The sequence below is a fragment of the Aeromonas sp. 102P genome (assembly GCF_051920345.1).
Classification (GTDB): domain Bacteria; phylum Pseudomonadota; class Gammaproteobacteria; order Enterobacterales; family Aeromonadaceae; genus Aeromonas; species Aeromonas veronii.
This window is the reverse complement of sequence record NZ_JBQBCZ010000001.1, coordinates 3,795,681-3,821,332: the sequence shown is the minus strand read 5'-3', so window position 1 is coordinate 3,821,332 and position 25,652 is coordinate 3,795,681. Positions and strand designations below refer to the sequence as shown.

Genomic DNA, 25,652 nt, shown 5'->3' with positions numbered 1-25,652 from the left:
ACCGCAGAATCGGCAGGAAAAACTATGGAAAAGCTTAAAATGCACAGCCCCAATTTGGTGGAGCAGAATATTGAGAAATTGGCCGAGCTCTTTCCCAACTGTGTGACTGAGACCAAGGGGGCTGATGGCAAGCTCCAGCAAGCTATCGACTTCGATCTGCTCAAACAAGAGCTCTCTCGCCATATTGTCGAGGGTCCGCAGGAGCGCTATCACCTTAACTGGCCTGGCAAACGCGAGGCGCTGCTCACCGCCAATGCCCCTATCGCCAAGACCCTGCGTCCCTGTCGTGAGGAGAGCGTCAATTTCGATATTACTCAGAACCTTTTTATCGAAGGGGATAACCTCGAAGCTCTGAAACTGCTGCAAGAGACTTATCTGGGCAAGGTCAAGATGATCTATATCGATCCGCCGTATAACACAGGTAGTGACTTTGTATATTGCGATGATTTTGCTGAAGATGTAGATAGCTATATTGAGCGCTCGAATCAAAAAGATGAGCAGGGGAATCGTTTAATTTCCAATTCAGACTCTAATGGTCGGTTTCATTCTGATTGGTTAAGTATGATGTATTCAAGGTTGAAGTTATCTCGCAATCTGTTGACTGATAATGGTATTGTGATGTTATCAATAGGAGATGGCGAAGTTCATAATTTAAAAAAATTATGTGATGAGATTTTTGGTGAAGATAACTTTATTCTTTGCTTCTCCAGATTGATGAAGTCAGGGGGCGCAAAAGGACGTTTTTACACACCATCCATTGACTATATACTGGTGTATGCAAAAAAAATCGATTCAGCTCGTTATTTCAGAAAACCATTAACACAGGAGCAAATAACAAGATTTTACAACAAATTAGAATCTAGTGGTGAAAAAGCAGGGCAGCTGTATGGTGAAGAACGCTTATATAAAGCTAGTCTTGATCATCGACCCAACCAGAGATATTACATTGAATGTCCAGATGGAACATTTGTAATTCCACCAGGAGTTAACTTTCCAAGTGCCATCGCACATGGTGAGAAAATTATTCCTAGTGCAGAAGACGGTGTATGGAAATGGATATTTGAACGATATGAGACAGAAAGAAAACTAGGGAATATTGTTTTTAAAGAAACAACAACGTCACCATTATTGGATGAAAGTGGAAAGCAAAGTAAATGGAGTATATATAATAAGCTATGGCTGATTGAGCAGCAAGAAAAAGGAGCCGTACCTTCAAACTTCATTGGCGACTTTGAAAATAGGCAGAGCTCTGCTGAATTGAAAGCTATTGATATACCATTTGATTTTGCAAAACCATCAGGGTTGATTACATATCTAATCGGGCTTGTCGGTGTTGAAACTAATGATATCGTGCTAGACTTTTTTGCTGGTTCTGCTTCTACAGCACATGCTGTAGTTAAGATGAATGCAAATGATGGATTTAATCGGCGATTCATTCTTGTTCAATTAAAAGAGGCATGCCATCCTGATTCTGAAGAGTTTAGGAAGGGTTATAAGTTTATTTCTGACATTTCTAAAGAACGTATTAAACGAGTTGGTTGCAATGTTATAGCTTCAGAGCACAGTGAATTATGGAATCGAGATGTTGGGTTTAGGGTCCTGAAGATTGATACTTCGAATATGTCTGAGGTCTATTACAATCCAGATGTGCTCGTGCAAGAGGACCTTTTTTCTCAAGTAGAAAACGTCAAGGAGGAACGCACCGAAGAAGATCTTTTGTTCCAAGTGATGTTGGACTGGGGGGTGGATCTGACCCTGCCGATCCGCCGTGAAACCATTGTCGACAAGACGGTGTTCTTTGTCGATGCCCAGCCGGACAACAGCCAAGGGGCGCTGGTGGCCTGTTTTGATAAGACCGGTGGGGTCAATGAGGCCTTTATTAAGCAACTAGCTGCCTTTAGCCCGCTGCGGCTGGTGTTCCGGGATGCAGGATTTAGCTCGGATGCTGCCAAGATCAATGTGGAGCAACTGCTAAAACAGCTCAGCCCTACCACTGATGTCAAAACCATCTAAGGGGGCCATGATGCGCACAGCATTGGATAAATTGACGATCCGTGGATTTAAGTCCATCCGCGAGCTGGATAACTTTGCCCTCAAGAATTTGAATGTAATTGTCGGTGCCAATGGTGCTGGCAAGAGCAACTTTATTTCGTTTTTTAAAATGTTGCGGGCATTGATCGACGGCAACCTGAACCGCTATGTGCGTGATAGCGGGGGCGCCAGCGATCTGCTGTTTGGCGGTCGTAAAATGACCCAGAAGATGATGTTTGAGGCCCACTTCGGCGATCGCGGTTATCGCTTTACCCTGGTGCCGACCCCCAGTGACGACTGCGCCCTCGAAGACGAGGCACGCTACTACGCAAAGGGGGCTTCAGGTTGGTGGGAGCTCGGCGACAGTAACGATGGCAAGGCCAAGATGGTCGCCGAAGTGCTGGAAAACAAGATTGATGCCAAATACTCCCTTCCTGTATATGAGGCCATTGCCTCCTGGCAGATCTATCACTTTCATGACACCAGCCAGACGGCCGGTATGCGTAACTACGAAATAGTGCAAGACAACGCGGTGCTACGGGTCGATGCAGCCAATATTGGAGCCTTCTTACTTAAACTGCGCGACGGGTTCCCAACCGATTACCAGGCAATTCTTGCGGCAGTACGACAGGTTACTCCGTTTTTTGATGACTTTATTCTTACACCCCGCCAAAGCGGGGCGAGGGAAGAGGTCAATCTGAGCTGGAGGCAAAAAGGCTCGGATTATCCGATGCAGCCCTATCACCTTTCTGATGGTTCTATCCGCTTTATCTGCCTAGCGACGGCTTTGCTGCAACCCAATCCACCCTCCACCATCATCATCGATGAGCCTGAGCTGGGTTTGCATCCGGCTGCTATCGTGATCCTGGCGGAGCTTATCCAGCAGGCGGCTCAGCGGACCCAGGTGATTGTGGCCACCCAGTCACCAGCATTGCTCGATCAGTTTGCCATTGAGGATATCGTGGTAGTAAATCGCGAGTCGGGGGCCTCTACCTTCGTCCGGCTCAGCGAAGCCGACTATGGCCAGTGGCTGGAAGACTATTCCGTCGGTGAGCTCTGGACCAAGAATGTGATTGCCGGAGGCCCGCGTTATGAATGATCCCGTGCGCGCTTATGTCGAGGTGATCGCCATCGTGGAAGGCAAGACCGAGCAGGTGTTTATCGAGCAGGTACTCGCGCCTTATCTGGCTGATAAGATGATTTTTATCAGCGCCACCCAGGTGAGCAAACCCGGCCAAAAGGGCGGAGATGTGCGTTTTAGCCGGGTGAGTCGGGATATCGGCCTTCATCTTAAACAACGTAGTGATACCTATGTCACTACCCTGGTGGACTATTACGGGGTCAAAGAGTGGCCAGGCGTTGAGACGTTGCCCAACCAAAATACCCCCGAGCAAATTGCTATGCATTTAAATGCCGCAACTGAGCAGCAGGTGGTGGCGCTATTTACCGAGCAACAGGCCGAGCGACGTTTTATCCCCTATGTCGCCCTACATGAATTTGAAGCTTTACTGTTCAGCGACAGTGCCATCTTGGCAAGCGAACTGGGGATATCTGAGCCACAGGTAAGCGCCGTGCTAACCGAATGCGGCGCACCCGAAGCCATCAATAATGGCCCGGATACCGCCCCGTCAAAGCGACTGGACCGGTGGTCTGTCAACGGCAAATTTGCCAAAACGACCAAGGGAATTGCCATTGCCGAGCGCATTGGTATTCCCAGGATGAGAGCACAATGTCCGCTCTTTGATGCGTGGATTGCGCGATTTGAAGCGCTGATGTTGGAGCCAGCATGAAACTGAAATTCAAACACCAGGCCTATCAGGCTAACTCGGTACAGGCGATCGTCGATTGTTTTAAAGGGCAGCGCCCGGATGAAGCGGCTCGCCGTTACAAAATTGACCCAGGCACCGATGCAAAAGGGCAGATTGGCTCGACCGTCTATGTTGACGAAGGATTTAAAAATGCCGATCTGCAGCTGGGCAGTGATCGACTGCTCGCCAATATTCAGGCGGTGCAGACACGGCAGAATCTTTCTCTCTCCAGCAAGCTGGTCTCTACCAAGGCGAGCCCGGTGAACCTCGATATAGAGATGGAAACCGGGACGGGTAAGACTTACTGCTACGTGAAGACGATCTTTGAGCTGAACAAGCAGTATGGCTGGAGCAAATTTATCATTGTGGTGCCCAGCATCGCGATCCGGGAAGGGGTTTATAAGTCGCTGCAAATTACGGCAGAGCACTTCCAGGAGGATTACCACAAGCAGGCGCGCTTCTTTATTTACAACTCCAAGCAGTTGCACCAGCTAGAGAGCTTCTCGTCCGATGGCGGGATCAACGTGATGGTTATCAACGTGCAGGCCTTTAATGCCCGTGGCGCCGATGCCCGCCGGATCTATGGTCAGGAGCGCACTCTGGCGAATGGCACCACAGTCATAGAAGGACTCGATAGTTTTCAGTCCAGAAAGCCTATCGATATCATCAAGGCCAATCGCCCGATCATGATCCTGGATGAACCGCAGAAAATGGAAGGGGCCAAGACCCTAGATTCGTTTGCCGAGTTCAATCCACTGTTTATGCTGCGTTACTCTGCCACCCACAAAACTGAGCACAATAAGGTGTTTCGCCTCGATGCACTGGATGCCTACAGCCAGAAGCTGGTGAAGAAAATCGCGGTGCGCGGCATTACCACCAAAGGGCTGGCAGGCACCAATGCTTACCTCTATCTGGAAGGCATTGAGGTCTCTGCCAGCAAGCCGCCGGTAGCTCGTCTTGAGTTTGAACTTCGGTTGGCCAGTGGCAGCATCAAGCGTGAGGTGCGCAAGGTCAATAAGGGCTACAACCTGTTTGAACAGTCTAATGGTCTGGATCAGTATCAGGGCTTTGTAGTGGCTGATATCAATGCCAATACCGACACCATCAGCTTCACCAATGGTGTTGAGCTGACGGCTGGAGATGCCTGTGGCGATGTAAGCGAGTCGGCACTGCGCCGGATGCAGATCCGCGAGGCGGTCAAGGCTCACTTTGAAAAAGAGCGGCAACTCTTTTCCCTTGGTATCAAGGTATTGAGCCTGTTCTTTATCGACGAGGTCGCTAAGTACCGTGATTACAGTGTTGCCGATGAGAAGGGGGAATATGCCCGGATCTTCGAGGAGGAGTATCAACAGGAGCGAGACAACCATTTAGGGCTGTTCGATGGTGAATATCAGACCTATTTGCGCGGTATTCCAGCTGAGCGGACCCACAATGGGTATTTCTCCATCGATAAAAAATCCAAGCGTCTGATCGATCCGGCTGTAGGTAAAAAAGCCACCGAGACCGATGATGTGGACGCCTATGACCTGATCCTCAAAGACAAAGAGAAGCTGCTCAGTTTTGCCGAGCCAACCCGTTTTATCTTCTCGCACTCAGCCCTGCGTGAAGGTTGGGATAACCCGAACGTCTTTGTAATTTGCACGCTCAAACACAGTGACAACACCATCTCTCGCCGCCAAGAGGTCGGGCGTGGTCTGCGCTTGGCTGTCAACCAGCATGGTGACCGCATGGATGATCCCCTCAAGGTCCATGACATCAACAGGCTGACGGTAGTGGCGAGCGAAAGCTATAAGGACTTTGTCACCGCACTGCAAAAAGATATCAGTGAGTCGCTTTCTGCCAGACCGCAAAAGGCCGATGCCAGGTACTTTGTTGGCAAGGTACTGCATACCAAACAGGGTGATATCAAGATCACTGAAGAGATGGCCAAACGCATTGCGCGTTACTTGATCAAAAATGATTACACCGACGAGCAGGATAGGATCACGGATACCTATCTGAAGGCAACGAAAGAGGGAACGCTCGCTCCCTTGCCAGAAGATCTGCTGCCCTATGCAGAGCAGATCTTGGTTATTATTGACGCGGTTTACAGCGACAAGCATCTGCCAGATGTTGCTGATGATCGTAAAGGCAAGATAAACCCGCTCAACAGTAACTTTGATAAAAAAGAGTTCCAGGAGCTGTGGGCCAGGATCAATCACAAAGCCATCTACCAGGTGGAGTTTGATTCGAGCGAGCTGGTTAGCAAAGCCCGTCAAGCTCTGGACAAGAGTTTGCGCGTTGAAAAACTGCACTTCAATATCGTGCGGGGAGAGCAAGTCGATGCGGCGACCTATGAACAGCTGAAATCGGGGCAAGGGTTTGCGGTATCGGAGACCGAGCGTGAGGAATATCGGCACTCGATCCACTCATCGGTAAAATATGACCTGCTGGGTAAGATCAGCGAATTGACCTTACTCAAGCGCAGCACTGTTGCCTCGATCCTTCAGAAAATTCAGCCAGCTGTCTTTGAGCAGTTCAAACATAACCCGGAAGACTTTATCAGCAAGGCGGCCATGCTCATCAATGAGCAGAAAGCCACCATGGTGGTCGAGCATCTGACCTATAACCTGCTGGAAGAGAAATTTGATACCAGCATCTTTACCGCAGGCCTGGTCAAACAAGACTTCACCCATGCCGGTAATCCCCTCCAAAAGCACATCTATGACTATTTGGTGACCGATTCAGAGATAGAGCGAAAGTTTGTGCTGGGCGATCCAAAATCGGATGAACAAGGGGGGCTGGAGCTGGCCAAAGAGGTCAGTGTCTATGCCAAGTTGCCAAAAGGGTTCTTTATTCCAACCCCCGTTGGTAACTACAACCCGGATTGGGCGATTGCGTTTGAAGAGGGGGCGGTAAAGCATGTCTATTTTGTCGCCGAAACCAAGGGTTCTATGGCCTCTCTGCAACTCAAGGGCATGGAAGAGGCAAAAATTGAATGTGCCCAGCGCTTCTTCAATAAGCTCAATGCAGAACTTGCTTCGAAGAATGTCACCTATAACGTGGTGGACAATTTTAAAAATTTAATGAATATCGTACGTTAATGTGGTTCTGTACCTTCTGCTCCTCACAAATGAGGAGCAGAAGGCTGCCCTCACAGCGGTACACATCTAGGTAGAGATAGCCATAGCTGGCCTTTGGATTGGCTAGGTAGCCCCATTCTCCTTGCTTCAACGTAATCAATTTGTTTTGGTCACTTAGAAGTTCTCCTTGTTGAAAGAGCCTGCTAAGGCGATCAATAAACCCCGGTATAACGGTATAACGGTATAACGGTATAACGGTATAACGGTATAACGGTGTCGATGTCGGTGAGCAATTTCTCGTCAGCATCGCCATATTCCATAGTGGGGAGACCCAGAGTCATTCGACAATGGCACGTGCGCCAAAACGTGGTTGCACTTGGGTATGTAATCCACAACTGCCAACGGTTCTCATTTTTTGTGTATTCCTAATGATGGTAAGTCGTAGTAGAGATAACTGCTGACCATGCCTTCTGACTCCCTGAACGGGCCGCCTGACCGGCGTGACAGTTACAGGTACCCCCATTCTGCCAGCGACACCATTCCCTCCGTCCTACCACCAAGTGATCCAGAGTGCGGATATCGACCAGCGCCAAGGCAGTTTGCAGCCGCTGGGTTATTATGCAGTCACGCCTTGGCACAGTGCGTGATGTCCGCGTTTATCGCGGGGTAAATCGCGATATAGACATAGCCGCGACTGCCAAGGGTATCGGCTTCACAGGTGAAACCGCTGTGGTGGACTGTAATGCGTTGCTGGCGGCGGGGATCCAGTTCGCCTGTCAGCAATTTGGCCTCCAGTTCCTTGATGATGAAAGGGAATATTGCCTCCAGCCGGTCTATTGCCTCCTCTGCCCACTCTCCTAACAGTGAGGCCCGATCTGACAGAAAGTGCAGGCGATGATGCTCCTGGATAAGACGAGCGCCAAAGCGCGGCGTCACGGTATGGGGCAAGCCCCACTGCGCAAAAATCCGGGTGGGCTGATCTGGTGTTGTCGGTAGTTGATCATTGGTGTGGGTGGTTGTCGTGGTCATGATTAGCGATACCTCAATTGGGTGTGGATGATGGTGCCGGGCACGTTGTGGCGCTGGCGTAGCCTGGTCAGGTGTTCTGGGAGGTCGGTCAGGTTTGCCAGTCGCCCTCGGTTGAGCCGGGAAAGATTGACGTAGTCAGGGTGACTCACGGTGATGGTTACCTGATGCCCAGGATGCCATCGGCCAAACAGGTGCGCTTTGGCCTGTTTGATGGTGGTGATGCCGGGCGCTGGTAACGTCTGCCGGTTGCGCAGATGCAGTTTGTTGAGCTCGGGAGCATAGCGATGCACCTCGAGCCCTGTGATAAGACGGGTCATGTAAGGTGATTCCAATGATGCCAAGGGCCAGCCTATGAAGGCTGGTCCTTTATGCTGTGTGTAGATGAGCAAGACGGTAGGGCGTCAACGAGCGCAGTCAGCCGTCTCATTGATAACCGGTTTGCAATTGAGCCGGTCCAGCAGGTGCAGCGAGCCGTACTGAGCCACCAGCCGGTCTATGGCCATCTGGGCACAGGTCGTTCTGCTTGGCTTATTCTCAGGTATTGCGTAACGAGCGGTGAGCCAGCCACCGAGCAGCGCGATGCGGTAGCCACTCGGGATGTGGGTGAGCGAGGTGCCGATGCCCCTCCCGTGAATGAGGAAAGGCACGCTCTGCCCACCGATGTTGATATCCATGCGCTGCCCCTTGAGTTCGAAGGTGGTGAACTCGCCAGTTTGCGGATGTTTGCCGGGCACCTTGATGGTGAAGTGTTTGGCCATTTCACACCTCCGGCTTGGCTTCAAAATGGTGAGTCACAACGCCCGCTTCCGGGTCGATGCTGATAAACGCCGGGGCCTGCGGGTGGTACTGATAGAGCCGCGCCAGTTCGGCACGAAAGGCTTCGAGGTTCGGTGCAATCACATGGTTGGTATCCCCCTCGGCGTAGGTGAAGGTCTCGAGCGTCCGTGTGTTAATCCAGATGCCGAAGTACCAGGCATCCTCTTCGGTGTCGTATTGCTGCCAGCCCTGGGCCAGCAGCGTTCGGTCGTAGTAGTAACGATCTGCCTGATGGCTACTTCTGTCGATGCGGCAACCTGTCACGATGAGCTCAAGCGGGATACGGCCTGCCTTGTGAGCCTTCTTGACCCGACGCAGCAGCTTGAGGGCCTTGGCTCTGCTACGGCGATTACCGAACGGATGGGGCTGCCTAGCCCGCAATGTGAGGTGGGTCATTATCTTCGGTACAGTGTTGTGGTTGAGCTGGCCGATGGCGGCTGTTATCTGCCGAGCGGATAAAGTTTTGTAATCACGCAGGTCATGCATGGTTGAGTTCCTTCAAATGCAAACAGCCCCTCGGGTGAGGGGCTGCATGGGGTTGTGGGGAGGATTGTCTACAGCGATTGCTTGAGGTGGTTGATGTCTCGCTGATAGCGACGGCGGTGGCTGTGCTAAATCACCCGTTCGGCGGCAGCCTCCAGCAGCGCCGTGGTCACGGTGCGGGGGAGGACCAGGTTTGCCCCATCTCAGTTATCCTGGTCCAGCACGCCGGAGCGCACCAGTCCGGCCAACTGCGTATTGACCTTGTGGGTCAACTCCAGCGAAATAAATTCCTCGATATGGGCTCGGAGACTGGCGATAGCACTCTCTGGCACCATTGGTAATGCTGCGGGAGTTGTCATGTGTGGCTGCTCCAATCCGGCGTGTCGTTGCTGCCATGGTTAACGTAGGCCCCGACAATCACCCGTTGCCACTCGCCGACCGGCAGACCCACTGCATTACAGGCGCAGCGAAAGCGGGCGAAGTTAATCTCTCGCGGCAGGTGTTCACGCATATCCCGTGGGCTGACAAAGAGCGTGGTCTTGTGCAGCACCGGGTTGGGGGCAACCAGTGGCCCGCCAATTCGTCGCCCCTCCACATCGTGGGCATAGGCAAAGCCCGGCAGCATCAACTGCTGACTGATAAGTTTGGCAAGTGCTGGATGGGCACACATGGCCTCCGCTACTGCGGCTTGGCTAAAGCTGTCGTTGAACTCAATCATTGTTGTGTCTCCCTTTCTGCAGGTGAACGGTAAGCCGCTGCCAGCAGCGCAAACTGTTCGACCAGATAACTGATGCTGATACCCAGTTCATCACTGACCCCATCCCCTAGACGGTGATGCAGGTGTGCCATGTCATCAGAGATACGTTGGGCTATCTGGGCGGTTGAGCTCGGTGGCGAGCTTGTCACTGTCAGGGTTATGGAGAGAGCCATCACATCTCTCCCCAAGGGGCTTGTTCCCACAGCGACAGCCGGGTTAGCACGTCTTGTGCGAGAGCCTGTTGCAACTGCTGTATCACCTTCACCAACCGAGGCGCTTGCTCAGAGCCCCCGCTCCATTCGCTCGACTGGTACAGGGCGCAGCATGTGAATTTGTAGAGCGCCACCAGTTCGGCATCGGTGAGTGGTGTCTGGTGGTAGCGGTGGGCAGGTTTAAGCGGCCCCAGCTTGGTCGAGCAGTGCTGACGTGGTTCCTTGCGGTCCTGCTGGCGCCCCAGCTGATAGCGATGCCAGACTGCCCGCCGATTGGCGAGCATCATCAGCCGTACCAGCCGGTCTACCCGCCACGTCCAGGTACTGGTGACATCCATTGGTGAGTTCCACCAGAGGGAACGCAGCAACTCAAGGGTGTAGTGCGGTGGCATGGGGGCATTGCAAAAACGGTGTAACTGCACGGCAAAGGCTAGGTAATCCTTGCGATCGATCATGAAGGCAGACATGGGGTGACTCCTTGAAATGCAAAAGGCCACCTTCGGTGAGGTGGCCTTGTGGGTGATGTCGGGATATCCGGATCATGGTGTTGGTGCTGATGATCCGGGTTTGGGGATGCTGGCGTTATTCGTGCGCCTGCTCGGCTTCTGGGTGAGCGGCATCGAACAGAATGGCGTAGAGCGCATCATCAATGCCATTGACGGCATCGTGGTGCGGGTAATAGGACGGATTGTCTCTGGATCGCTCGAAGTAGTCGCCAAAGCAGCTGAGACATTCACGGATCTCGACGGTAGAACCGTACAGCAAGGTCTCTTCAAACTGCTTGGCATAACCCTCGTTATCACAGGCCTTGGTGACGGCCTTTTCCAGCAACGTCAGTGCATCTTCGTTGCTGGCGACTGCCAGGCCATGGCGCAGCTTCTCGAGGGTTTCCTCAAGGGAATAGGGATTGGGTAATCGCATGGTGCTTGTCCCTTCTTTGAGTAGCTAATGGCGTAGCTGATGCAGCAGCGCATTGATAGCCTCGATACAGTCAGCTTGGGTGAGCAGGTAGCCGTTAGGTAGGTAAGCCACGATGGCGGGCTCTGCCTGCATCTCGACGTTGTCTGCCAGCCAGCAGCGCAGCTCGAGGAGGATAGCGAGGGTGGTGAGGTGGTTTTTACCTGGGGTCTGGTTCATAGCTGACCTCTTTCGGCCATCGAGACTACGCCCTCAGCGCCGACCACCAGATGGTCGAGCAACCGGACATCGACCAGCGCCAAGGCCTCTTTGAGGGCTTGGGTGAAGACCCGGTCAGATTGACTGGGTTCAGGGTCACCGCTGGGGTGATTATGCACTGCGATGATGGCCCCACAATTAAGTATCAGGGCCCGCTTGACCACTTCCCGAGGGTAGATGCTGGCGCTGTCGAGAGTACCGCGAAACAGCTCCTCAAAGGCCAGCACACGATGTTGGGAGTCGAGGAACAGTGCGCCAAACACTTCATGCTCCCGGTCTTGTAGCAGGGTTTGCAGCCGCTCAGCTGCCTCTGTGGTACTGGTGATGGCAGTGCCTTTGGCCAGGCGCTTGCGGGCAATCTGGTTGGCGATGCGCAGCAGGTCTTGCTCGGTCACGGGCTCAGTGACGACATAGGTGCCGGGGCATTCCCCGGCTTTGAGTTTGTGGTAACGCATATTAGGTCTCCAAATAAGCAAAACCCCGGCACACAGGAAGCATGTCGGGGTCAAATATAGATAGGTTGTTGGTTCACTTTGAGGGGTGTTCAGTTGGCCGTAGCCGTGGGGTCACTCTGTATCGGTATCAGTGGTCCGGGGACCAGCGCGGTGAGGGGGATAGCAAGCGCAATACTCAGCCGTTCTGCCAGTTCATAGGCTGGTCCTATGGTGTCGTAGTCAGCTACCCAGGTAGCCAGGGCCAGCCCGCTGGCCTCCACGGCCCGCAGATAAACGCTGTAGCCGTGCACGGTCAGGCCGCTGTCACGCACCATCTGCGTTTCCCCCTCTCGATTGATGGCTTCCAGCTCAACGGCTATCGGTTGTTTGGGCATCGTGTGCCTCCTCTTGAGGTAAGGGGTCACTCTCCACACGGTAGCCGTGGTGGATGCAGGTACGCTGCAGGTCACTCAGAAAGCTCCCCAGCACACGGGGCTGCTCAGTGAGTGGCACCGGTCCAGCCTGACAGCGCCAAAAACAGCGACGTTTTGGGTCCACGCAGATTTCATCCACGGGCTGGCTCATGGCGTGCCAGTCCTCGGCATTGGTGAGGGAGAGCAGTTGCCACTGCACGCCAGACCAACGCAAATGCAGCGTGACAGTGCGGGCATGTGGGCTGCTAGGAGTGAGGTGAAGCAACCAGCGCTCACCTTGGCGAGTCGGCTGCAGTTTGGCCTTGGCGGCGACCAACCCCAACCATTGGCGTGAGTAGTGGGAGAGCGGCAGTTCGTTAGTCATCACACACCTCCTAATCCCCGCTGACCGTGACGGTGAAGTACGCCATCCGGCAGTAGGCAACAAAGTTGGTCTGCCACAGGGTGAATAACTCATGGGCCTCTGAGCGCTGGATTGGCCCCCATCCTTGCAAATAGTGCTCGTCATCCAGGAAGTTGAAATCGAGCTCCTTGCAAAGCTCGGCATCCTGGCCCAGTCCCTGATAGCTGAAGTCGGTGACGTAATCGAACAGCCAGCCATCAAGGCCGCGTATCAGACGTATCTCAACGGGGTGAGCCCCTCCTTGCTCGGGGCTGTAGGTGGGGCTGCGAAAGTTGAAGGTGAGTTGGGTCAGGCGCTCGAGGTTGAGGTCGATATTGGCGACCTCCTGGTTGAGTAACGCCAGCAATGCTTGGTCAACGGGCAGGGTAAAGCCGTCCCGGAAAAAGGGAATGGTCATGGTGTGCTCCTTGTGGGGTTAATCTTGGCCGAACAGCTTGCGCATTTTTCTGGCTGTACGGGCACGGACCTGTTCATCAATAAAGGCAGCAATGCTGGCGAGCGCCGCACTGAGTACCGCGATGTCATCGGTGAGCCCCATCGGCAACACATCCGGGATGGCATCGAGGGGGGAGATAAAGTAGGCCAGCGCACTGTAGATCAGCAGCTTGGCCCACAGCGGCAGGTCATCCTTCTGGCTGGTGTAGTAGAGCAACAAGCAGGTCTCGATAAAAGGCCGACCGGCACGTTTGGCAAAGGCCCAGAGTTTGTGCCAAAAGCCTGGGTGATCGAACGGCTCGCATTCGGGGGGAATGCAGGGTGGCATAGTGCGTCTCCTTCACGGGTGGGTGAATTGCAGAAATAAAAAGAGGAGGCATTTGCCTCCTCTGGGATGGGAATGGGTGTGACCTATTGGTCCCACATCAAGCAGTCAAACTCTGGGGTATTAGTGGCGGGCAGAACTGAAGCCACCTCTTGGGTCGGCAGTGCTAGCTGCTTACCGTCAGCCGTCAAAATGCTGATAGACTTGGCCTTGCGTAGCTTGCCCCACATGTCGAAGAAATTGTTCTCACCGACACGGGACGCGGTCTCATAGGGCGCATCGTATTGGCTGCCATCGACGACGATGGAGAAAGCCTGCCCGGCATAAGAGCCGTACTCCTTGCCCTGCACGGTGGCCGTCATGCTGACCTTGCGGGTGTCATTACAGGCGATATAGAGGTTGTTTTTCTCGTTGACCACCGCCGTGTATTCGCTGGTGCCCTGACCCCAGCCACTGCTCCAGCGCCCGGCCTCACCATAGGCCAGGGCGTTGCCGCACAGCAGCAGTGCTGTTGAGGTAATGAAGAGTTTGTTCATCCCTGTGACTCCTGAAGGCTCAAGGATTTAGATGAGCCATTAGAATGGTTATTTTTGGTAAAGCACGCTGAGGGAGTTATCCACCAAGTGCTTGACGATTTCATAGTCTGGATTGTAAGTGGCGAGATTATGTGCCGCGATGGTGACGGCTGATGCGATCCCGGCCAGACCGGTAATACCGCCAAAGATGCTGGCTCCTGCAGCGGCGATCCGGCCCTTGGTATAGACCCGACATTTCAACCCGGCAGGTTCGATGGTGTTTTCAAGTTTTGTGACAGCGGCGCTCATTCGCCCCGACAGCCCCACGACTTCGAAAGATTTTCGTGCACGGATCAGTGAGGCCAGCTTGTCAGTATCCAGGTCTTCATAAGTCAGTCTTTCCATGTTTTGTTTCCTTGGTTGTGTAGTGAAAGCGTCTTATGGAGCCCACCTGTTGCGAGTTGGTCACGATGATTTATTGGCCGAGGGCCTCACATCTCTGTCAAATCTGCAAAATTGCTGTTGAGTGGACTCATTGAATCGTTAGTTTATCTTTTGAGTCCTTATCGTCAATGGGTCCATGGTCAACCATACAGGTTGGCTGGAGGAACCATGACAGACATCAACCTTGAGCTGTTAGCCAAGAGCGTCGGCAAGGCGATTAGCCACAAGCGCATCCAAGCCGGATTCACGCAAGAGCAGGTGGCGGAGCACCTTGAGATAGGAATGGAAGCCGTCTCCCGGATGGAGCGGGGAATTGTGGTGCCGACCGTGGTGCGGTTGGCGGAGTTGGCTCAGCTGTTTGGCTGTGAGCTGGCGGACTTTCTGCGCGAGACCAGCAACCGCCCGACCGAGCAGGGCATTGTGCTGAGCCAGCAACTGGCCCGGCTCGATGATGCAGACCGGACCCTTTTGCTGGAAACGGTAGAACGGTTGGTGGAGCGGTTGGCGCGTCCAAGCTGATCATCCGCCATTCACTGGGGAGGGGATAGGCTCCCTTTCCCCAATTTGTTGGTGAGTGGACTCCTTCTTGGTTGTGGTCTTTGTGGCGTTCTGGTTGCTTGGCTTTGCGGGGAGTTAAGCACCGCCCCTGCGTTACCATTCGCCGTTTCGTCGCTGTTGGCTTCGGGATAGAACTCCTCCAGTAACATCGGCACCTCTTCATCGATATCCTCAAACTGGCCGTTACGCAGCAACTCACGCGCAGCCTGCTCCATCTGGTCGATGACCAAGCCTGCTTCTTGGTCACGCTGGGCCGCCTCCTGTGCCAGCCTGACGGCCTCGGTCAGATTGGTCTCTTCCCGCAAGGTCAAATCCACGTAGTAGACCGGTGTGCGGTAGGACTGGGTGGTGCTCTTGGCTCGCAACCGCAGGGTGAGTGGCAGATAGCGGGTATGGCCGCCGCTCACTGCCTCCAGGTACTTGAGCCGGGCCGCCAGAGTGCGCACCGAGTTGTAGCCGGTGGTGCGGAAGATAAAGCTGCCCAGCTCATCCCCTTGCCCCTCCACAAACAGGTTCAGTCGCCCGTACAGCTTGCAGCCCTGTTGCCCGGCAAAGGCGCAGCGCTCTGGTCCAGAGCAGCTGACCTCCTCCATGCCTTGTGCCCCCACACGTCTTGCCACCTCCCCATTCCCGACACAGAGCGGCCTGCCGGTTTGCCGGTCAAAGGCGCTGTATTCCGCCCGTAGATTCAAGTCGCTGTCGTTGAACAGCACCCGTACCGGAATGGCGCGGATCTTGGTCTGCTCCTGCCCTTGGCCACTCTTTTGCGATGAGTAGTGTTGATGCAGGGGATGGAGCAACCATCCCCCTTTTTGTTGTACCTGGGTGGTGAGGGTGAAGCTGTCGTCCTTCTCCGGCACCCACTTATCCTGTTTTTGCACCAGCTTGCCGATGCAGATCCGCCCGATCACGGGCGGGGTGATCGCCAGTCCTTTGATCATGGTGTTTGTCTCAAGGGTTGAATGGTGAAACGGCGCACGCCGGGTACCGGTTTGACATAACGGGTGATCAGGTCGGGATGATCCTGACCAAGCTTATCCAGATCCGGTGCCAGCCGGTCTTTACTGCGCTTCCAGGTGATCTTGCCATCGGCAAACAACCCGGCTGTCGCTTCACCCAAAGTGGCTTGCAGCCGCTGTTTGAGCTGCGACTCCTGCAGCTCGACGGCTTCTTTTTGCTGACGCAATCGCAGTAGCTCGCCAAACAGCTGGTTGAACTCGGGAGAATCGGAGAGATCCATCGTCTGGCCATCGTCACGCGGAAACAGCCAGCTAAGGGCATTGGCGGCATCATTGGAGCCGTCAGGCTCAGGCTGCTGGTCTTGTTGCACCATCTGCCAGAACAGCGCTTCCCGCTCGGTGAGATCCTGGATCTTCTCTTCGTCACGCTCGATGCGGTAAATCCGAAAATCCTGGCCGCCGATCAGCACTGCCACTTCGGCCCAGGCATGGCCGGTGACGGCCAGCTGATGGAGTACTTGACACTGGTAAGCTACCGGCACCCCTTCCTCCCACTGGGGCGCACTGTGATAGCTGGCGGTTTTGATCTCCAAAATGCCTGGCCCATCGGGGTGGCCGACTACCTCCCGATCGAGGTTGGCGAGCATGAAGGGTTGCTCGGGGTGTTGCAGCACAGCATTGACCCGTCGCACACGAAAGCCGGTGCGTTTGGCGTAGACCTGTGCCAAGACCGGCTCCAGCTCAATGCCCCACAGCACCGCCTCCTTGTGGGAGATATCCTCCGGCTCCTTGCGGCCGGTCTTCTCCAGCCACAGGCTGAGCGGACATTTGTAGGGGGAGAGCCCCACAGCCACGGCGGCATCGGAGGAACCAATGCCGAGCTTGCGGATAGCAAGCCACTGCTCGCGGGTTAATTGGGTAGTGGAGGCCAGCCGCAGGGCTTGGCCGTATTTGGTTTTTGCTTTCATGACTATTCCTTGTTGACGGCATAAACACCTACGCCCGGACTGGCTTGCACCAGTTCGGGTAAGGTATTTTTGCTATCTGATGAAATGAGAAGAGGCTACAAACGCAGTCCCATAAGGGGGCAGTCAAATCGCTAGATGTTTGTTATCGGGTTATCGCAACGCCGTCAGATGTCGAATCTGATGTGGGGCAGTTACACAGAATTATTTACAGGTTTTGTTGTTCAACTGGTACTTCAACATCCACACAAAGTTTGCTGCCCATCACTTCGATGTGGAGAGCTTGATCTCACTGCCATGTTGCTCTATGGCAACGGCAGGCTGACACTGAGAGCATTGCTCACCGGAAGAGGAAGGCTTCTCAGCGCAACTGCTGTATGCAGCAGTTGGCGACTGGTGACTATATCCGCGGTGGACCAGTACCTATGATTGACCCTCATCGACTTTTCTCACTAGGCTGACGCTAAGGCATCCTCTACGATCTTCTGGTAACGCTCAACTTCAGTCTTGTAACCATAGAAACGATAATTGTCGTCTTGGAACGATGTGACATAAAAGTAATAGCGTGCAGGTTTTGATGGTTCTGGAGGCTTTTTACTCTCTAGATATTTATCTAGAAGAGCTATACCAAGTACAAGCCAACTTCCTCCATTTAGTTTTTGCTCGTATTGCTTTTTCTTTTCATCCTCAATTTTCTTGGCTGTTTCAGCTGCTGTTAATGGGTCAAGCGCTGGGTCGGCTTCGCTAATGCCAAATGACTTAACGTTTGATAAACGAATGGAGTGCCCTTGGATCGAAACAAATTTTGGTGCCATTAATTTTCCCTTTACGGTTTTCCTTTGTGTGGAGCGAGGTGATCGAATTAACTGATAGCTATTATGTCTAATCGTGAGACGCCGAAACGCCGTCGTTGTCTCAAATAGTGACACTCAGTATGCCATGACAGTAAACGGATACAGGCCGCTCTTTCAATCGATGCGGCTATTACTGCAACAAATTGAGTGCCTGATCCAGGGCTTGGGATTTGAGTTGGGCGCCCTGACCAAACCAAGCGGAATCGAGCCGATGATCCTGACTGCGTGCACGGCGGTGGTGATCCACGTACTCACTCACCGCATTGACCAGCCCCCAGGCTGTATTGCGGGAGCTGGCAAGCTCTGAGCCCATACCTGCGCCCATATACAGCTCGTGCAGTTTTTGGGCGGGACGGCTGAGAATAATATTCTCATCATCGCCAGCCGGATCATTGAGTAGTTCACCGAAGAAACTAAGGGCTTCCACGGGTGATACCGGGCGATTGCTCAACGATGTCATCTCTTGTTGGAAACGATCCCAATTTGCCATACCAAGGCCCAATGCCTCTTTGACGGCAGCTGCATTAAATTGAGTTGAGTGGGGAACCTTGATCGCACCATTATTATCCCGTAATGCTATTTGCAAGGTGTTATTACAGACAACTCGTAACGAGGTAAATTGTGCTGTGGTACACAACGTACCATCACAACTGGTGGCGAGCAGCAGATATGATTTTACCCTGTCGCCACCTTTCAGTTTCATATCTTGACCAGTTTTAGCCAGCGCCCATAATTTGCGGCCGCCCTTGAGCGAGCCCGCTGTTTCCAACTCAAAGCCGCCCACCTCTACCAGATCTTGATAAAAATGTAGCACCTCGTGAGGCTGAACCACGTTATATCGGCGAGAAACGACGGATAGAGGCTCCAGGTTATCAGAGCGGTACAAAACTTTGCTGTCTGAATAAGGGCGAATATGAAGTGCATCTGAGGCGACGTTAAACATTACGTCACTCTGCTCGATAGTCCAATTCATCCCGGCTGCCTGTAGCCAGATATCGAGGGACTGTTGCGGTGGCAAGACATTGCCGAGGCCATGCCAAGGGGTTTGGCCAGTGTAGGCCATGGTGTCGATCAGGTGAGCCATATCTCCTCCAGGAATTGTGAAATGCAGACATCTGCCTGCTAACTCATGGGGGTGATGTCTCAGAGATCCCCTCATTTTTAGAGACTCAAATAATTCCAAGTGTGCGGGTATATAAGCGGTGTTGCTTCAGGTAGTAGATAAATTTATCCATCAACAAGACCGCATTGGCTTCTTTCATTTTAGGTAGCAACTGGTAATAGATGACCCCTTGCCGAAAGAACGAATAGGTTCGGCTCTTGCTGGTATTGACCTTGATCGTTCTCTCTAGACCGACACTGTCTCCAGCCTTACCCAGCAGCGTCAGCAAGACGATGGCCAGGGCACTGAATAAAAACAGTCGGTCGCGCCGGACCGGATTACTGATGTGCACATCTCCCATACCCATGCCGAATTTGTAATCTTTGATATCACGAAAACTGGTCTCGATACCCCAGCGCTGGCCGTATAGTTGCAACGCCTTGGCGGCGCTCAGGTCGGTCCGGTTACTGGCCAGAAACCACGCGTCTTTCATGCCACTCTTATGACAACAATAGACCCGTTCGACAGGCTGTCGCTGCCCAGTTAGCTCCACCGCTTTGAGGGTTCGGGTGCGCCCGGTCGGCGTTAGCCAGTCCCGAGCTGGAACCTGCTCTACACCAGGGTAACCAACCAAAACATTTCCTTTAAATCTAATGAGATAAGCAAAGCCTAGCTCTTGCTCCAGGCGTTCGAACAGCTCCATGTAACCAAAGCCGCGGTCAGCTACTACCGTCACGAAGATACCCTCTGGCAACGTCTGCTTGAGCTTGGTGAGCAGCTCTTTCTCATGGGCATTGCGTTGCCCTTTGAGCAACGATTTCCGATGGGTTTTCCACAGCAGCGGAGTACTGCGACCGTGGTTGGTTTGCAGGCTGATAACCAAGGTACTGTGATCATCGGCATCGAATTCGGTCCAGTCCATGGAGACTACGATCTCGGTACGTTCACCGACCACATAGGGCACCCAATCGTCAAAGAGGCTCCAGACATTGAGCTTGGTGTTAGTGAGCAGGCGATCCACCTGTTTAACCGCATGTTTACGTTCGAGACCGTTGGCCAAGGAGAGGCCACTACCGATGGCGTGGATGGCCAGTGAACCTGACTCGATAACCCCGAGGGTAGCATTGGCGAGGGAAAGAACACGCTTAGCATGCATGTCCTGTCCAAATATATCGTCGATGTGGTTGAGGATTAGTTCGTGGTTAAACATGGGGATAGTCTGTTGGGTATTAGCTGGTCAAGGATGGCGATCATACCTCAGAAGCCGCGCCACGCCTCGCTCATATGAGGGGATGGTTAAGGGTGATGTAGGTTTGAAATTTTCTGGAAATGGCTCGTATCCCCGATGCACTCAGCTATGGCTGGCATGTAAATTTGGACAGGATGGACAGACATGTGAGACGACCTGGATCTGGTCACATTAAGCCGCATCACCAAGTTAAATTCTTATCGACGTCTCCCCGCTCGGCTCACATTTCTCTCCTTGGGTTGAGAGAACTGGATCTTCCACCCCCCCCCCGTGCTGGTGATGATGCAACCTACTGTTTAGTATGGAAATTAAACTAACATTCCAAATTCTTAAACTAACTTTTTGCTAGGTATGGCCATGGAGGCTGCATTTGGCAGCACGGGGAGCGGGACAACATTCGCAGGAAGTTCCTGCTGTCGGAAGTCTACCCAAGGCTGATGTTGAGATGGAGCAGGGGCTGGATAAATAGAACCAATACGGCAGGAAATGGCGTCGTTTCAGGAAGGTATTTTGGAGAAAATGTAGTTGTTGAACAGGGAATTTTGAAGGAGGTAAATCGATGGTAATGAAGGTACTACGTAACAACGATGTGATCCAGACGCTAGGGATCAGCAAGTCGAAATTTTTCGACATGTTGAACCCGAAGTCCCCGCGTTTCGATGCGACGTTCCCTAAGCGGATCCGCATCGGGGCCAACTCGGTTGGGTTCTTGGAACACGAAATCATGCAATGGGTCATATCGCGCCAAGAGGTGTGATCAGGCCCTCTTGCTGAGGCGACATGGGGCACAACAGAGTGCTCCATGAGCCGTAAGATCGACGTCTTAGCAAGGTGGATTACGTGTTAGAGAAGGAGAAAAATAGACACTAACTATACAAAGATCAGCCATGTTCACGGCATCGGTGTTCTCGGGGAAATAAGGTTGGAGATGTATTTATTTCCCCTGAGAACACCTCAAACCACTGATGTGTGAATATTGGTTTTTATTGTTATTAGTATTCCCTATAACTAATACATAGACCCTCCAACTAATCATGAAAAGAAACTATAACCCATTCATGATGAAACAGAGTACAGGCGTAATCAACAAGATGAAGCCTGTAACCAGGGATAAGAATAGGACATGACCACATGTCCTTACTCACGACTAATACCAAGAATTAAATTAAGGGGTAAGTATGTCTAAGTATGGTCGTGGTTGTATCGACATTGATGCAATCAAAATACTTCAAGAGTCTAATCTTGAAGTTGGCACTGAAACAGACGGGAGTCCCACTGTTGGCTTGTTCCAGATACACAACGAAGTCGGTTATTATCGTGAATTGTTGAGTTACACTGCCAAACTTGAGCAAATGAACTACCCGCCCACCATCTTTGATGTGGTCATAAAAAATGGTTTCCCCTGTGCTCTGACCAAGGAGGGGAAAAAATTCCTTTCCATTGTCAATAATGCTACGTTGGTCTTTAAGCATCAGGATTATTATCGCCTGCACCCTAAACTAGCGTGCTTGTGTAATTTTATCGTGAAGCATGGGCTGCACGAAATGCTTGAGCTTGGCCGTATTAGTTGCGAAGTAAGAATAAAACTTACTGAAAAGCTCAAGGTATTGCTGCATGAGTTGAAATCACTTGAACTGATGCGCCAAGTATATACCTTCATGAAAGGTGCGCGCAAAAACACCGTATCATTACAGCGCTATGTTAACGGCTTATTTCAACGTTACTCCCGGTTGTTGGTATTGCGTGTAGACTTGTCCTACAAGCGTGAACACCGGGATTCACTTTCGCTGGATGAAATAATCAAGCACAAGGATGCATTGCTTAAAAATCGCCGTAAAGGGGCATTGGCTGCCAACTGGGTAGGCTATGCTTGTCGCTTGGAGTTTGCTCCGGAAACCGGATACCATTTCCATTTAGTTGTTTTTTTGAATGGCGCAAATTTCCGGAGTGATGTGTGTCATGCGGGGTTCATAATCGAAGAGTGGAAGTATATTACTGGCGGGCGTGGCCGGGGCTTTAACTGCAATATGAAGGCTAAGGCTAACGAATACCGATTTTGTGGGATTGGCGTCGTCAATCATCACGACAAGGAGAAACGGCAGTATTTGCACAAGGCGCTTGCCTATCTGACCAAGTCAGACCGTGTAGCCAAGCTGAAGCTCGATGGACGTCGTACCTTCTTCAAAGGGACGTTACCCAAAAAAGTTACAGCCAGAGGCAGGCCGCGTACCAAGACCATCAGGCAACCACTGCAGCCATTCAGGCAGCAGTGCTTGGTCGGTGTTTGACTCGGGCTGGCTATCTTGTCAGACTCTTTTGAGGGGCCTTCTGGCCCTTTTCATTGAGCATTGATAAGCATAGGAGGTTGGGGTGGCGACAGCAAAGGGAGATTGGTTGCGACTGAAGTTGTTGGAGCTTGCACGGCAAGTTTCATTTGATATAGCAATATCGTTTGATGAGCTCGGTCCACTTCGAATGGATTGTGAAAAGAGCAAAAAGCCGTGGCGATTGCGGCATGGTTATGGCGATGAGCATCACCGGAATTTGTACTATGCCTTAGCGTTGATTGAGAAGTTAAAGGAACTGCTTGGCGGCACTCCTGAGGATGAGTGGCAGATATTTGAACTGGTGAGTATTGATAAGTCTATCGAGCGATTTAACTCACGAACTGAATTTCAACAAATTAGTATATTTCCACTGACGAAGATAGGTTCATATTTTTTAACTATTTTGTCTCTGCTCAGAGTCGCACATCGGCATTTTAGGCATTACACATTACATCCCTATGCCAATTACTTCTCAACCCAAGAGTGTATCGACATCATCAGCTGTTATTATGAGCACCTAGTTTTTGACGATGATATCACAGCGTCTATACGTATGGAGCTTGAGATTTCTGAGCAGCCGCTCATTGGCATGGTTGAGCAAGCAACAAGCTTGGCAAATAAAATCAACGAAAGAGCCAGAGTCTTGCTTAAAGACCTACTCAGAAAGGACTTGAATGTAAAGGTCAGTAATTTTGAAAAAAATGCAGCTAAACATATTGCTGGTCTTTGGGACTTTTTAGAGGATGTAACTTGTGACGATAAAAATTTAAAAGTAGTGATTAAAGCTAGGTTTGAGTTTGAACGTTACAGCGATAATAAAAAAGATCACAATGGTATTCGAGAACATGCAGACCGTTTCAGTAGGGCGATAACTGACTTTAATACAGACCTGAGAAAAACTACAGCATTAAAAGGCTTTGTCAATATGGTGAGCTCGATTCATGCACCTGAGACGATGCCATGGTATCAAGAGACGTTTATCACATTGTGTTTCCCTAAAAATGAGTATCCCTTCGATTATCATAAGGAGTCATTCAGCCTGCTTTGTAAGTATGATAAAAGAATATCAAAAAGCATTCGTATATTTACAAATAATCCACGTAGCACAAAGTACTCTGAATTAGCTAAAAGACTTAATATTGACACCCAACAGGGTAGTAATTTGGTCGATTTTATTAAAGTTTTAAAATCTCAAAAGAAAGATGATAAACGCCACATGACTACTGTAAGCATTGTCGATTATTTACATCAAAAAATGGCAATGTTCGATAGCTTAATTTTTTTGAAAGAGGCGCAGGCCCGTTGGCATAAGTGTGCAAAAAAATATTGTAGTGATGACGTTTCTGCGACGCAGTCGGGAGGCTATGCAATGACACTTTTTTCAGCTCTTCTTATCGAGAATAAAACCATTATTCCTCTAATAGCGCCCCCGGACATACTAATTACACAATCAGGCTCATTGAATTCAATTGCGCATACTGACAAAAAACATCTGATGATGATAAAAAACACTCTTCAGATGTTGCCCTTACCTAAATTAGAAACGATGCCTGATGGCCTACAAAGAGAGATGGCCGTAGGTATTCCTAGTAATAGTCATATGCTGCTTGATATTATCAAAAGCAGCATGGCGAAGCTGTTTTTTATGAAACTAACCTTGAAAGGGTTGAACTGCACGATTAATGAGGTCCGCGATACGTCTAGCCATTCTGTAAATAAAAATAGACGAATGCCAAAGCGAAAGAGCCACTCATCATCTCGCACAAAATTAAAAAAAATCATAATGCGATTCTCAATGTGGAATTAACCTGATGGAGTTAATTCCAAACTCGATATCCATTACCCACGGCTCAATTCACTGGCGGGTCCATCAGATGCTCTCAGACGGTTCTACAGGATCAGCGAGGTTGCAGGCAGTGTCGCGATTTGGACAACTAGGCCTTATATAGATAATAATTATCCTGCTTTTGTGGATGGCAACCACGTTAGCGCCGAGCCGATTTTGGATGCTGTATCAATATGTTCTGACCACCAGACCATCATTTCTCGGCGACGTTCCAGATAATCCGTGCGGTTATAAGCGCTACGCACTTCGTCTTTGTCAGAGTGCGCCAAGGCGGATTCGATAACGTCTCGATCAAATCCTCTCTCGTTAAGGGTCGTGCTGCCCAAAGCTCGCAGGCCGTGAGCAACCAAGGTCCCTTCATACCCCATCCGTTTCAAAGCTGCATTGGCGGTTTGTTCGTTAGTGTGTGTCTTGGGATTTCGGATCCCAGGGAAGATAAATTCACGATGGCCGCTGATCGGTCGCATTAGGTCCAGGTAGGCAAGTGTCTGTGGCGTCAAGGGCACGTCATGACCTCTGCGCTTCTTCATTCTCTCTGGTGGGATCCGCCAGAGTTTCTTTTCCATATCGATCTCTGCCCACCGGGCTCCTGCAGCCTCGCTGGGGCGAGCTAAGGTATGCAGGCTCCATTCGATAAGGCAGCGGGTCTGCAAATTGATGCTGGCCTTCGATAGCCTGTTCATCAGTTCCGGCAGTTGGTTGGGGTTAATACTGGGCATGTGCTGTTTGGCTGGACGCTGAAACACCTTGCTGATCCCAGAGCAAGGGTTGGCATCGATCAGACCAGAGTTGACGGCAAAGGTCATGATCTCGTTCACCCGTTGTGTGAGACGACGCACTGTTTCGAGTTTCCCTGCAGCTGCGATGGGCTCGATGATCTTGATGGCCCTCTGAGCCTTGATCTCCATAACAGGCACAGTGCCAATCTCGGGGAACAGATACATTTCGAGCGAGCGCCAAAGATCTTCGGCATAGGCTGGGGTGACGGAGGGGCGCTTGACATCAAACCAGCGCTTGGCAACGGCTTCAAATGTGTGCTCACTCTGAGATAACGCGGCGGATGTCTGCTCATCTCGATGGTGTTGGGGATCGATGTTTTGTTGCAGCAACGTTTTGGCTTCTGAACGTTTCTCTCGCGCGTCAGCCAACGACATCTCCGGCCAGGAGCCAAAGCTGATCATGTTTCTCTGTTTAGTAAGGGGGCGGTAGTAACGCAGGCGCCACAACTTTGAGCCATTGGGTTTGATGACGAGCTCTAGACCAGCCCCGTCGCAGAGTGTGTATTCCTTCTCTTTGGGCTTGGCTGCTTTGATCTCGGTTGGGGACAAGGGGCGGGTGATACGAGGCATAGGCATACGCTCCGGAAGGCATACAAAACGATATGCCTAACGATATGCCTAAAAGGGCTGGATGGCAACGTATCCGATT

Annotated in this window: 31 protein-coding genes and 1 pseudogene; 8 read left to right on the top strand and 24 right to left on the bottom strand. The window is 51.6% G+C overall.

The features are described 5' to 3' along the window. The first annotated feature begins 24 nt into the window (after positions 1-24). From ACTG1K_RS17870 to ACTG1K_RS17855, 4 genes are read left to right on the top strand one after another with little or no spacing between them, the layout of a single operon-like run. Positions 25-2,013 (top strand): site-specific DNA-methyltransferase, encoded by a 1,989-nt coding sequence (locus ACTG1K_RS17870; protein WP_440006230.1) that lies wholly within the window; start codon positions 25-27, stop codon positions 2,011-2,013. A gap of 7 nt (positions 2,014-2,020) precedes the next feature. Further along, complete coding sequence (locus tag ACTG1K_RS17865) at positions 2,021-3,130, top strand: AAA family ATPase (protein WP_440006228.1); 1,110 nt, start codon at positions 2,021-2,023, stop codon at positions 3,128-3,130. Continuing rightward, a complete protein-coding gene (locus ACTG1K_RS17860; protein ID WP_440006227.1) occupies positions 3,123-3,821 on the top strand; it encodes a DUF4276 family protein in 699 nt (232 codons plus the stop codon). The genes ACTG1K_RS17865 and ACTG1K_RS17860 overlap by 8 nt, the downstream gene beginning before the upstream one ends. After that, positions 3,818-6,922, top strand: coding sequence for a type III restriction-modification system endonuclease (locus ACTG1K_RS17855; RefSeq protein WP_440006225.1), 3,105 nt, complete (start codon positions 3,818-3,820; stop codon positions 6,920-6,922). The genes ACTG1K_RS17860 and ACTG1K_RS17855 overlap by 4 nt, the downstream gene beginning before the upstream one ends. A gap of 486 nt (positions 6,923-7,408) precedes the next feature. Here ACTG1K_RS17855 and ACTG1K_RS17850 read toward each other — a convergent pair. From ACTG1K_RS17850 to ACTG1K_RS17765, 18 genes and pseudogenes are all read right to left on the bottom strand, one after another. Further along, positions 7,409-7,533: pseudogene (locus tag ACTG1K_RS17850) on the bottom strand (JAB domain-containing protein); the annotation flags it as partial. After that, complete coding sequence (locus ACTG1K_RS17845) at positions 7,526-7,930, bottom strand: type IV toxin-antitoxin system YeeU family antitoxin (RefSeq protein WP_408758641.1); 405 nt, start codon at positions 7,928-7,930, stop codon at positions 7,526-7,528. The pseudogene ACTG1K_RS17850 and the gene ACTG1K_RS17845, both read right to left, overlap by 8 nt. 2 nt (positions 7,931-7,932) lie before the next feature. Further along, positions 7,933-8,247, bottom strand: coding sequence for a hypothetical protein (locus tag ACTG1K_RS17840; RefSeq protein WP_440006223.1), 315 nt, complete (start codon positions 8,245-8,247; stop codon positions 7,933-7,935). An 84-nt stretch (positions 8,248-8,331) separates the two neighbouring features. Continuing rightward, positions 8,332-8,688, bottom strand: coding sequence for a hypothetical protein (locus ACTG1K_RS17835; protein ID WP_440006221.1), 357 nt, complete (start codon positions 8,686-8,688; stop codon positions 8,332-8,334). 1 nt (position 8,689) lies between these two features. Next, complete coding sequence (locus ACTG1K_RS17830) at positions 8,690-9,232, bottom strand: hypothetical protein (RefSeq protein ID WP_440006220.1); 543 nt, start codon at positions 9,230-9,232, stop codon at positions 8,690-8,692. Between the two features lie 200 nt (positions 9,233-9,432). After that, positions 9,433-9,588 (bottom strand): hypothetical protein, encoded by a 156-nt coding sequence (locus tag ACTG1K_RS17825; protein ID WP_440006218.1) that lies wholly within the window; start codon positions 9,586-9,588, stop codon positions 9,433-9,435. Beyond that, the gene (locus ACTG1K_RS17820; protein ID WP_440006217.1) at positions 9,585-9,947 is read right to left on the bottom strand and encodes a hypothetical protein; all 363 of its coding nucleotides are present in this window, start codon (positions 9,945-9,947) and stop codon (positions 9,585-9,587) included. The genes ACTG1K_RS17825 and ACTG1K_RS17820 overlap by 4 nt, the downstream gene beginning before the upstream one ends. Continuing rightward, on the bottom strand, positions 9,944-10,159 hold the full coding sequence (locus ACTG1K_RS17815; RefSeq protein ID WP_440006215.1) for a hypothetical protein: 216 nt from the start codon (positions 10,157-10,159) through the stop codon (positions 9,944-9,946). The genes ACTG1K_RS17820 and ACTG1K_RS17815 overlap by 4 nt, the downstream gene beginning before the upstream one ends. After that, positions 10,159-10,665 (bottom strand): hypothetical protein, encoded by a 507-nt coding sequence (locus tag ACTG1K_RS17810; RefSeq protein WP_440006213.1) that lies wholly within the window; start codon positions 10,663-10,665, stop codon positions 10,159-10,161. Before ACTG1K_RS17810 ends, ACTG1K_RS17815 begins: the two co-directional genes overlap by 1 nt. 115 nt (positions 10,666-10,780) lie before the next feature. Beyond that, positions 10,781-11,119: a hypothetical protein gene (locus ACTG1K_RS17805; RefSeq protein ID WP_440006212.1), complete on the bottom strand. Its 339-nt coding sequence runs from the start codon at positions 11,117-11,119 to the stop codon at positions 10,781-10,783. Between the two features lie 24 nt (positions 11,120-11,143). Further along, entirely contained in the window at positions 11,144-11,335 is a 192-nt protein-coding gene (locus ACTG1K_RS17800; protein WP_198505432.1) for a hypothetical protein, read from the bottom strand. Beyond that, positions 11,332-11,829, bottom strand: coding sequence for a RadC family protein (gene radC, locus ACTG1K_RS17795; RefSeq protein ID WP_198505433.1), 498 nt, complete (start codon positions 11,827-11,829; stop codon positions 11,332-11,334). Before radC ends, ACTG1K_RS17800 begins: the two co-directional genes overlap by 4 nt. Positions 11,830-11,918: 89 nt before the next feature. Then, positions 11,919-12,203, bottom strand: coding sequence for a hypothetical protein (locus ACTG1K_RS17790; RefSeq protein ID WP_198505434.1), 285 nt, complete (start codon positions 12,201-12,203; stop codon positions 11,919-11,921). Then, positions 12,178-12,606, bottom strand: a complete 429-nt coding sequence (locus tag ACTG1K_RS17785) for a hypothetical protein (RefSeq protein ID WP_198505435.1) — start codon at positions 12,604-12,606, stop codon at positions 12,178-12,180. The genes ACTG1K_RS17790 and ACTG1K_RS17785 overlap by 26 nt, the downstream gene beginning before the upstream one ends. Before the next feature lie 10 nt (positions 12,607-12,616). After that, a complete protein-coding gene (locus ACTG1K_RS17780) occupies positions 12,617-13,042 on the bottom strand; it encodes a DUF2787 domain-containing protein (protein WP_440006209.1) in 426 nt (141 codons plus the stop codon). Between the two features lie 18 nt (positions 13,043-13,060). Then, on the bottom strand, positions 13,061-13,408 hold the full coding sequence (locus ACTG1K_RS17775; protein WP_198505436.1) for a YkvA family protein: 348 nt from the start codon (positions 13,406-13,408) through the stop codon (positions 13,061-13,063). 83 nt (positions 13,409-13,491) lie between these two features. After that, entirely contained in the window at positions 13,492-13,941 is a 450-nt protein-coding gene (locus ACTG1K_RS17770) for a hypothetical protein (protein ID WP_198505437.1), read from the bottom strand. 48 nt (positions 13,942-13,989) lie between these two features. Continuing rightward, positions 13,990-14,325, bottom strand: a complete 336-nt coding sequence (locus ACTG1K_RS17765) for a hypothetical protein (protein ID WP_010634549.1) — start codon at positions 14,323-14,325, stop codon at positions 13,990-13,992. A 207-nt stretch (positions 14,326-14,532) separates the two neighbouring features. Here ACTG1K_RS17765 and ACTG1K_RS17760 point away from each other — a divergent pair, with 207 nt between their 5' ends. Further along, a complete protein-coding gene (locus ACTG1K_RS17760; protein WP_198505438.1) occupies positions 14,533-14,883 on the top strand; it encodes a helix-turn-helix domain-containing protein in 351 nt (116 codons plus the stop codon). An 11-nt stretch (positions 14,884-14,894) separates the two neighbouring features. Here ACTG1K_RS17760 and ACTG1K_RS17755 read toward each other — a convergent pair whose 3' ends face one another. From ACTG1K_RS17755 to ACTG1K_RS17735, 5 genes are all read right to left on the bottom strand, one after another. Then, positions 14,895-15,863, bottom strand: a complete 969-nt coding sequence (locus ACTG1K_RS17755; RefSeq protein WP_440006206.1) for a recombination directionality factor — start codon at positions 15,861-15,863, stop codon at positions 14,895-14,897. After that, a complete protein-coding gene (locus ACTG1K_RS17750; protein ID WP_198505439.1) occupies positions 15,860-16,849 on the bottom strand; it encodes a YqaJ viral recombinase family nuclease in 990 nt (329 codons plus the stop codon). Before ACTG1K_RS17750 ends, ACTG1K_RS17755 begins: the two co-directional genes overlap by 4 nt. A gap of 449 nt (positions 16,850-17,298) precedes the next feature. Further along, positions 17,299-17,661 carry a hypothetical protein gene (locus tag ACTG1K_RS17745; protein ID WP_198505440.1) on the bottom strand — a complete coding sequence of 121 codons (363 nt, stop codon included), beginning with the start codon at positions 17,659-17,661 and terminating at the stop codon, positions 17,299-17,301. A 169-nt stretch (positions 17,662-17,830) separates the two neighbouring features. After that, positions 17,831-18,784, bottom strand: coding sequence for a DUF932 domain-containing protein (locus ACTG1K_RS17740; RefSeq protein WP_198505441.1), 954 nt, complete (start codon positions 18,782-18,784; stop codon positions 17,831-17,833). Between the two features lie 85 nt (positions 18,785-18,869). Next, complete coding sequence (locus ACTG1K_RS17735; RefSeq protein WP_041204923.1) at positions 18,870-20,012, bottom strand: IS4-like element ISAs18 family transposase; 1,143 nt, start codon at positions 20,010-20,012, stop codon at positions 18,870-18,872. A 598-nt stretch (positions 20,013-20,610) separates the two neighbouring features. Here ACTG1K_RS17735 and ACTG1K_RS17730 point away from each other — a divergent pair. The 3 genes from ACTG1K_RS17730 (at position 20,611) to ACTG1K_RS17720 (ending at position 24,185) form a co-directional block, all read left to right on the top strand. Beyond that, positions 20,611-20,808, top strand: a complete 198-nt coding sequence (locus ACTG1K_RS17730) for an AlpA family phage regulatory protein (RefSeq protein WP_198505442.1) — start codon at positions 20,611-20,613, stop codon at positions 20,806-20,808. Between the two features lie 421 nt (positions 20,809-21,229). Further along, positions 21,230-22,339 carry a hypothetical protein gene (locus ACTG1K_RS17725; RefSeq protein WP_440006204.1) on the top strand — a complete coding sequence of 370 codons (1,110 nt, stop codon included), beginning with the start codon at positions 21,230-21,232 and terminating at the stop codon, positions 22,337-22,339. Between the two features lie 82 nt (positions 22,340-22,421). Continuing rightward, positions 22,422-24,185 carry a hypothetical protein gene (locus ACTG1K_RS17720; protein ID WP_440006202.1) on the top strand — a complete coding sequence of 588 codons (1,764 nt, stop codon included), beginning with the start codon at positions 22,422-22,424 and terminating at the stop codon, positions 24,183-24,185. 149 nt (positions 24,186-24,334) lie between these two features. On the opposite strand, the gene ACTG1K_RS17715 is transcribed toward ACTG1K_RS17720, so the two are convergent. Further along, complete coding sequence (locus ACTG1K_RS17715; RefSeq protein ID WP_111901416.1) at positions 24,335-25,573, bottom strand: integrase domain-containing protein; 1,239 nt, start codon at positions 25,571-25,573, stop codon at positions 24,335-24,337. Positions 25,574-25,652 lie beyond the last annotated feature (79 nt).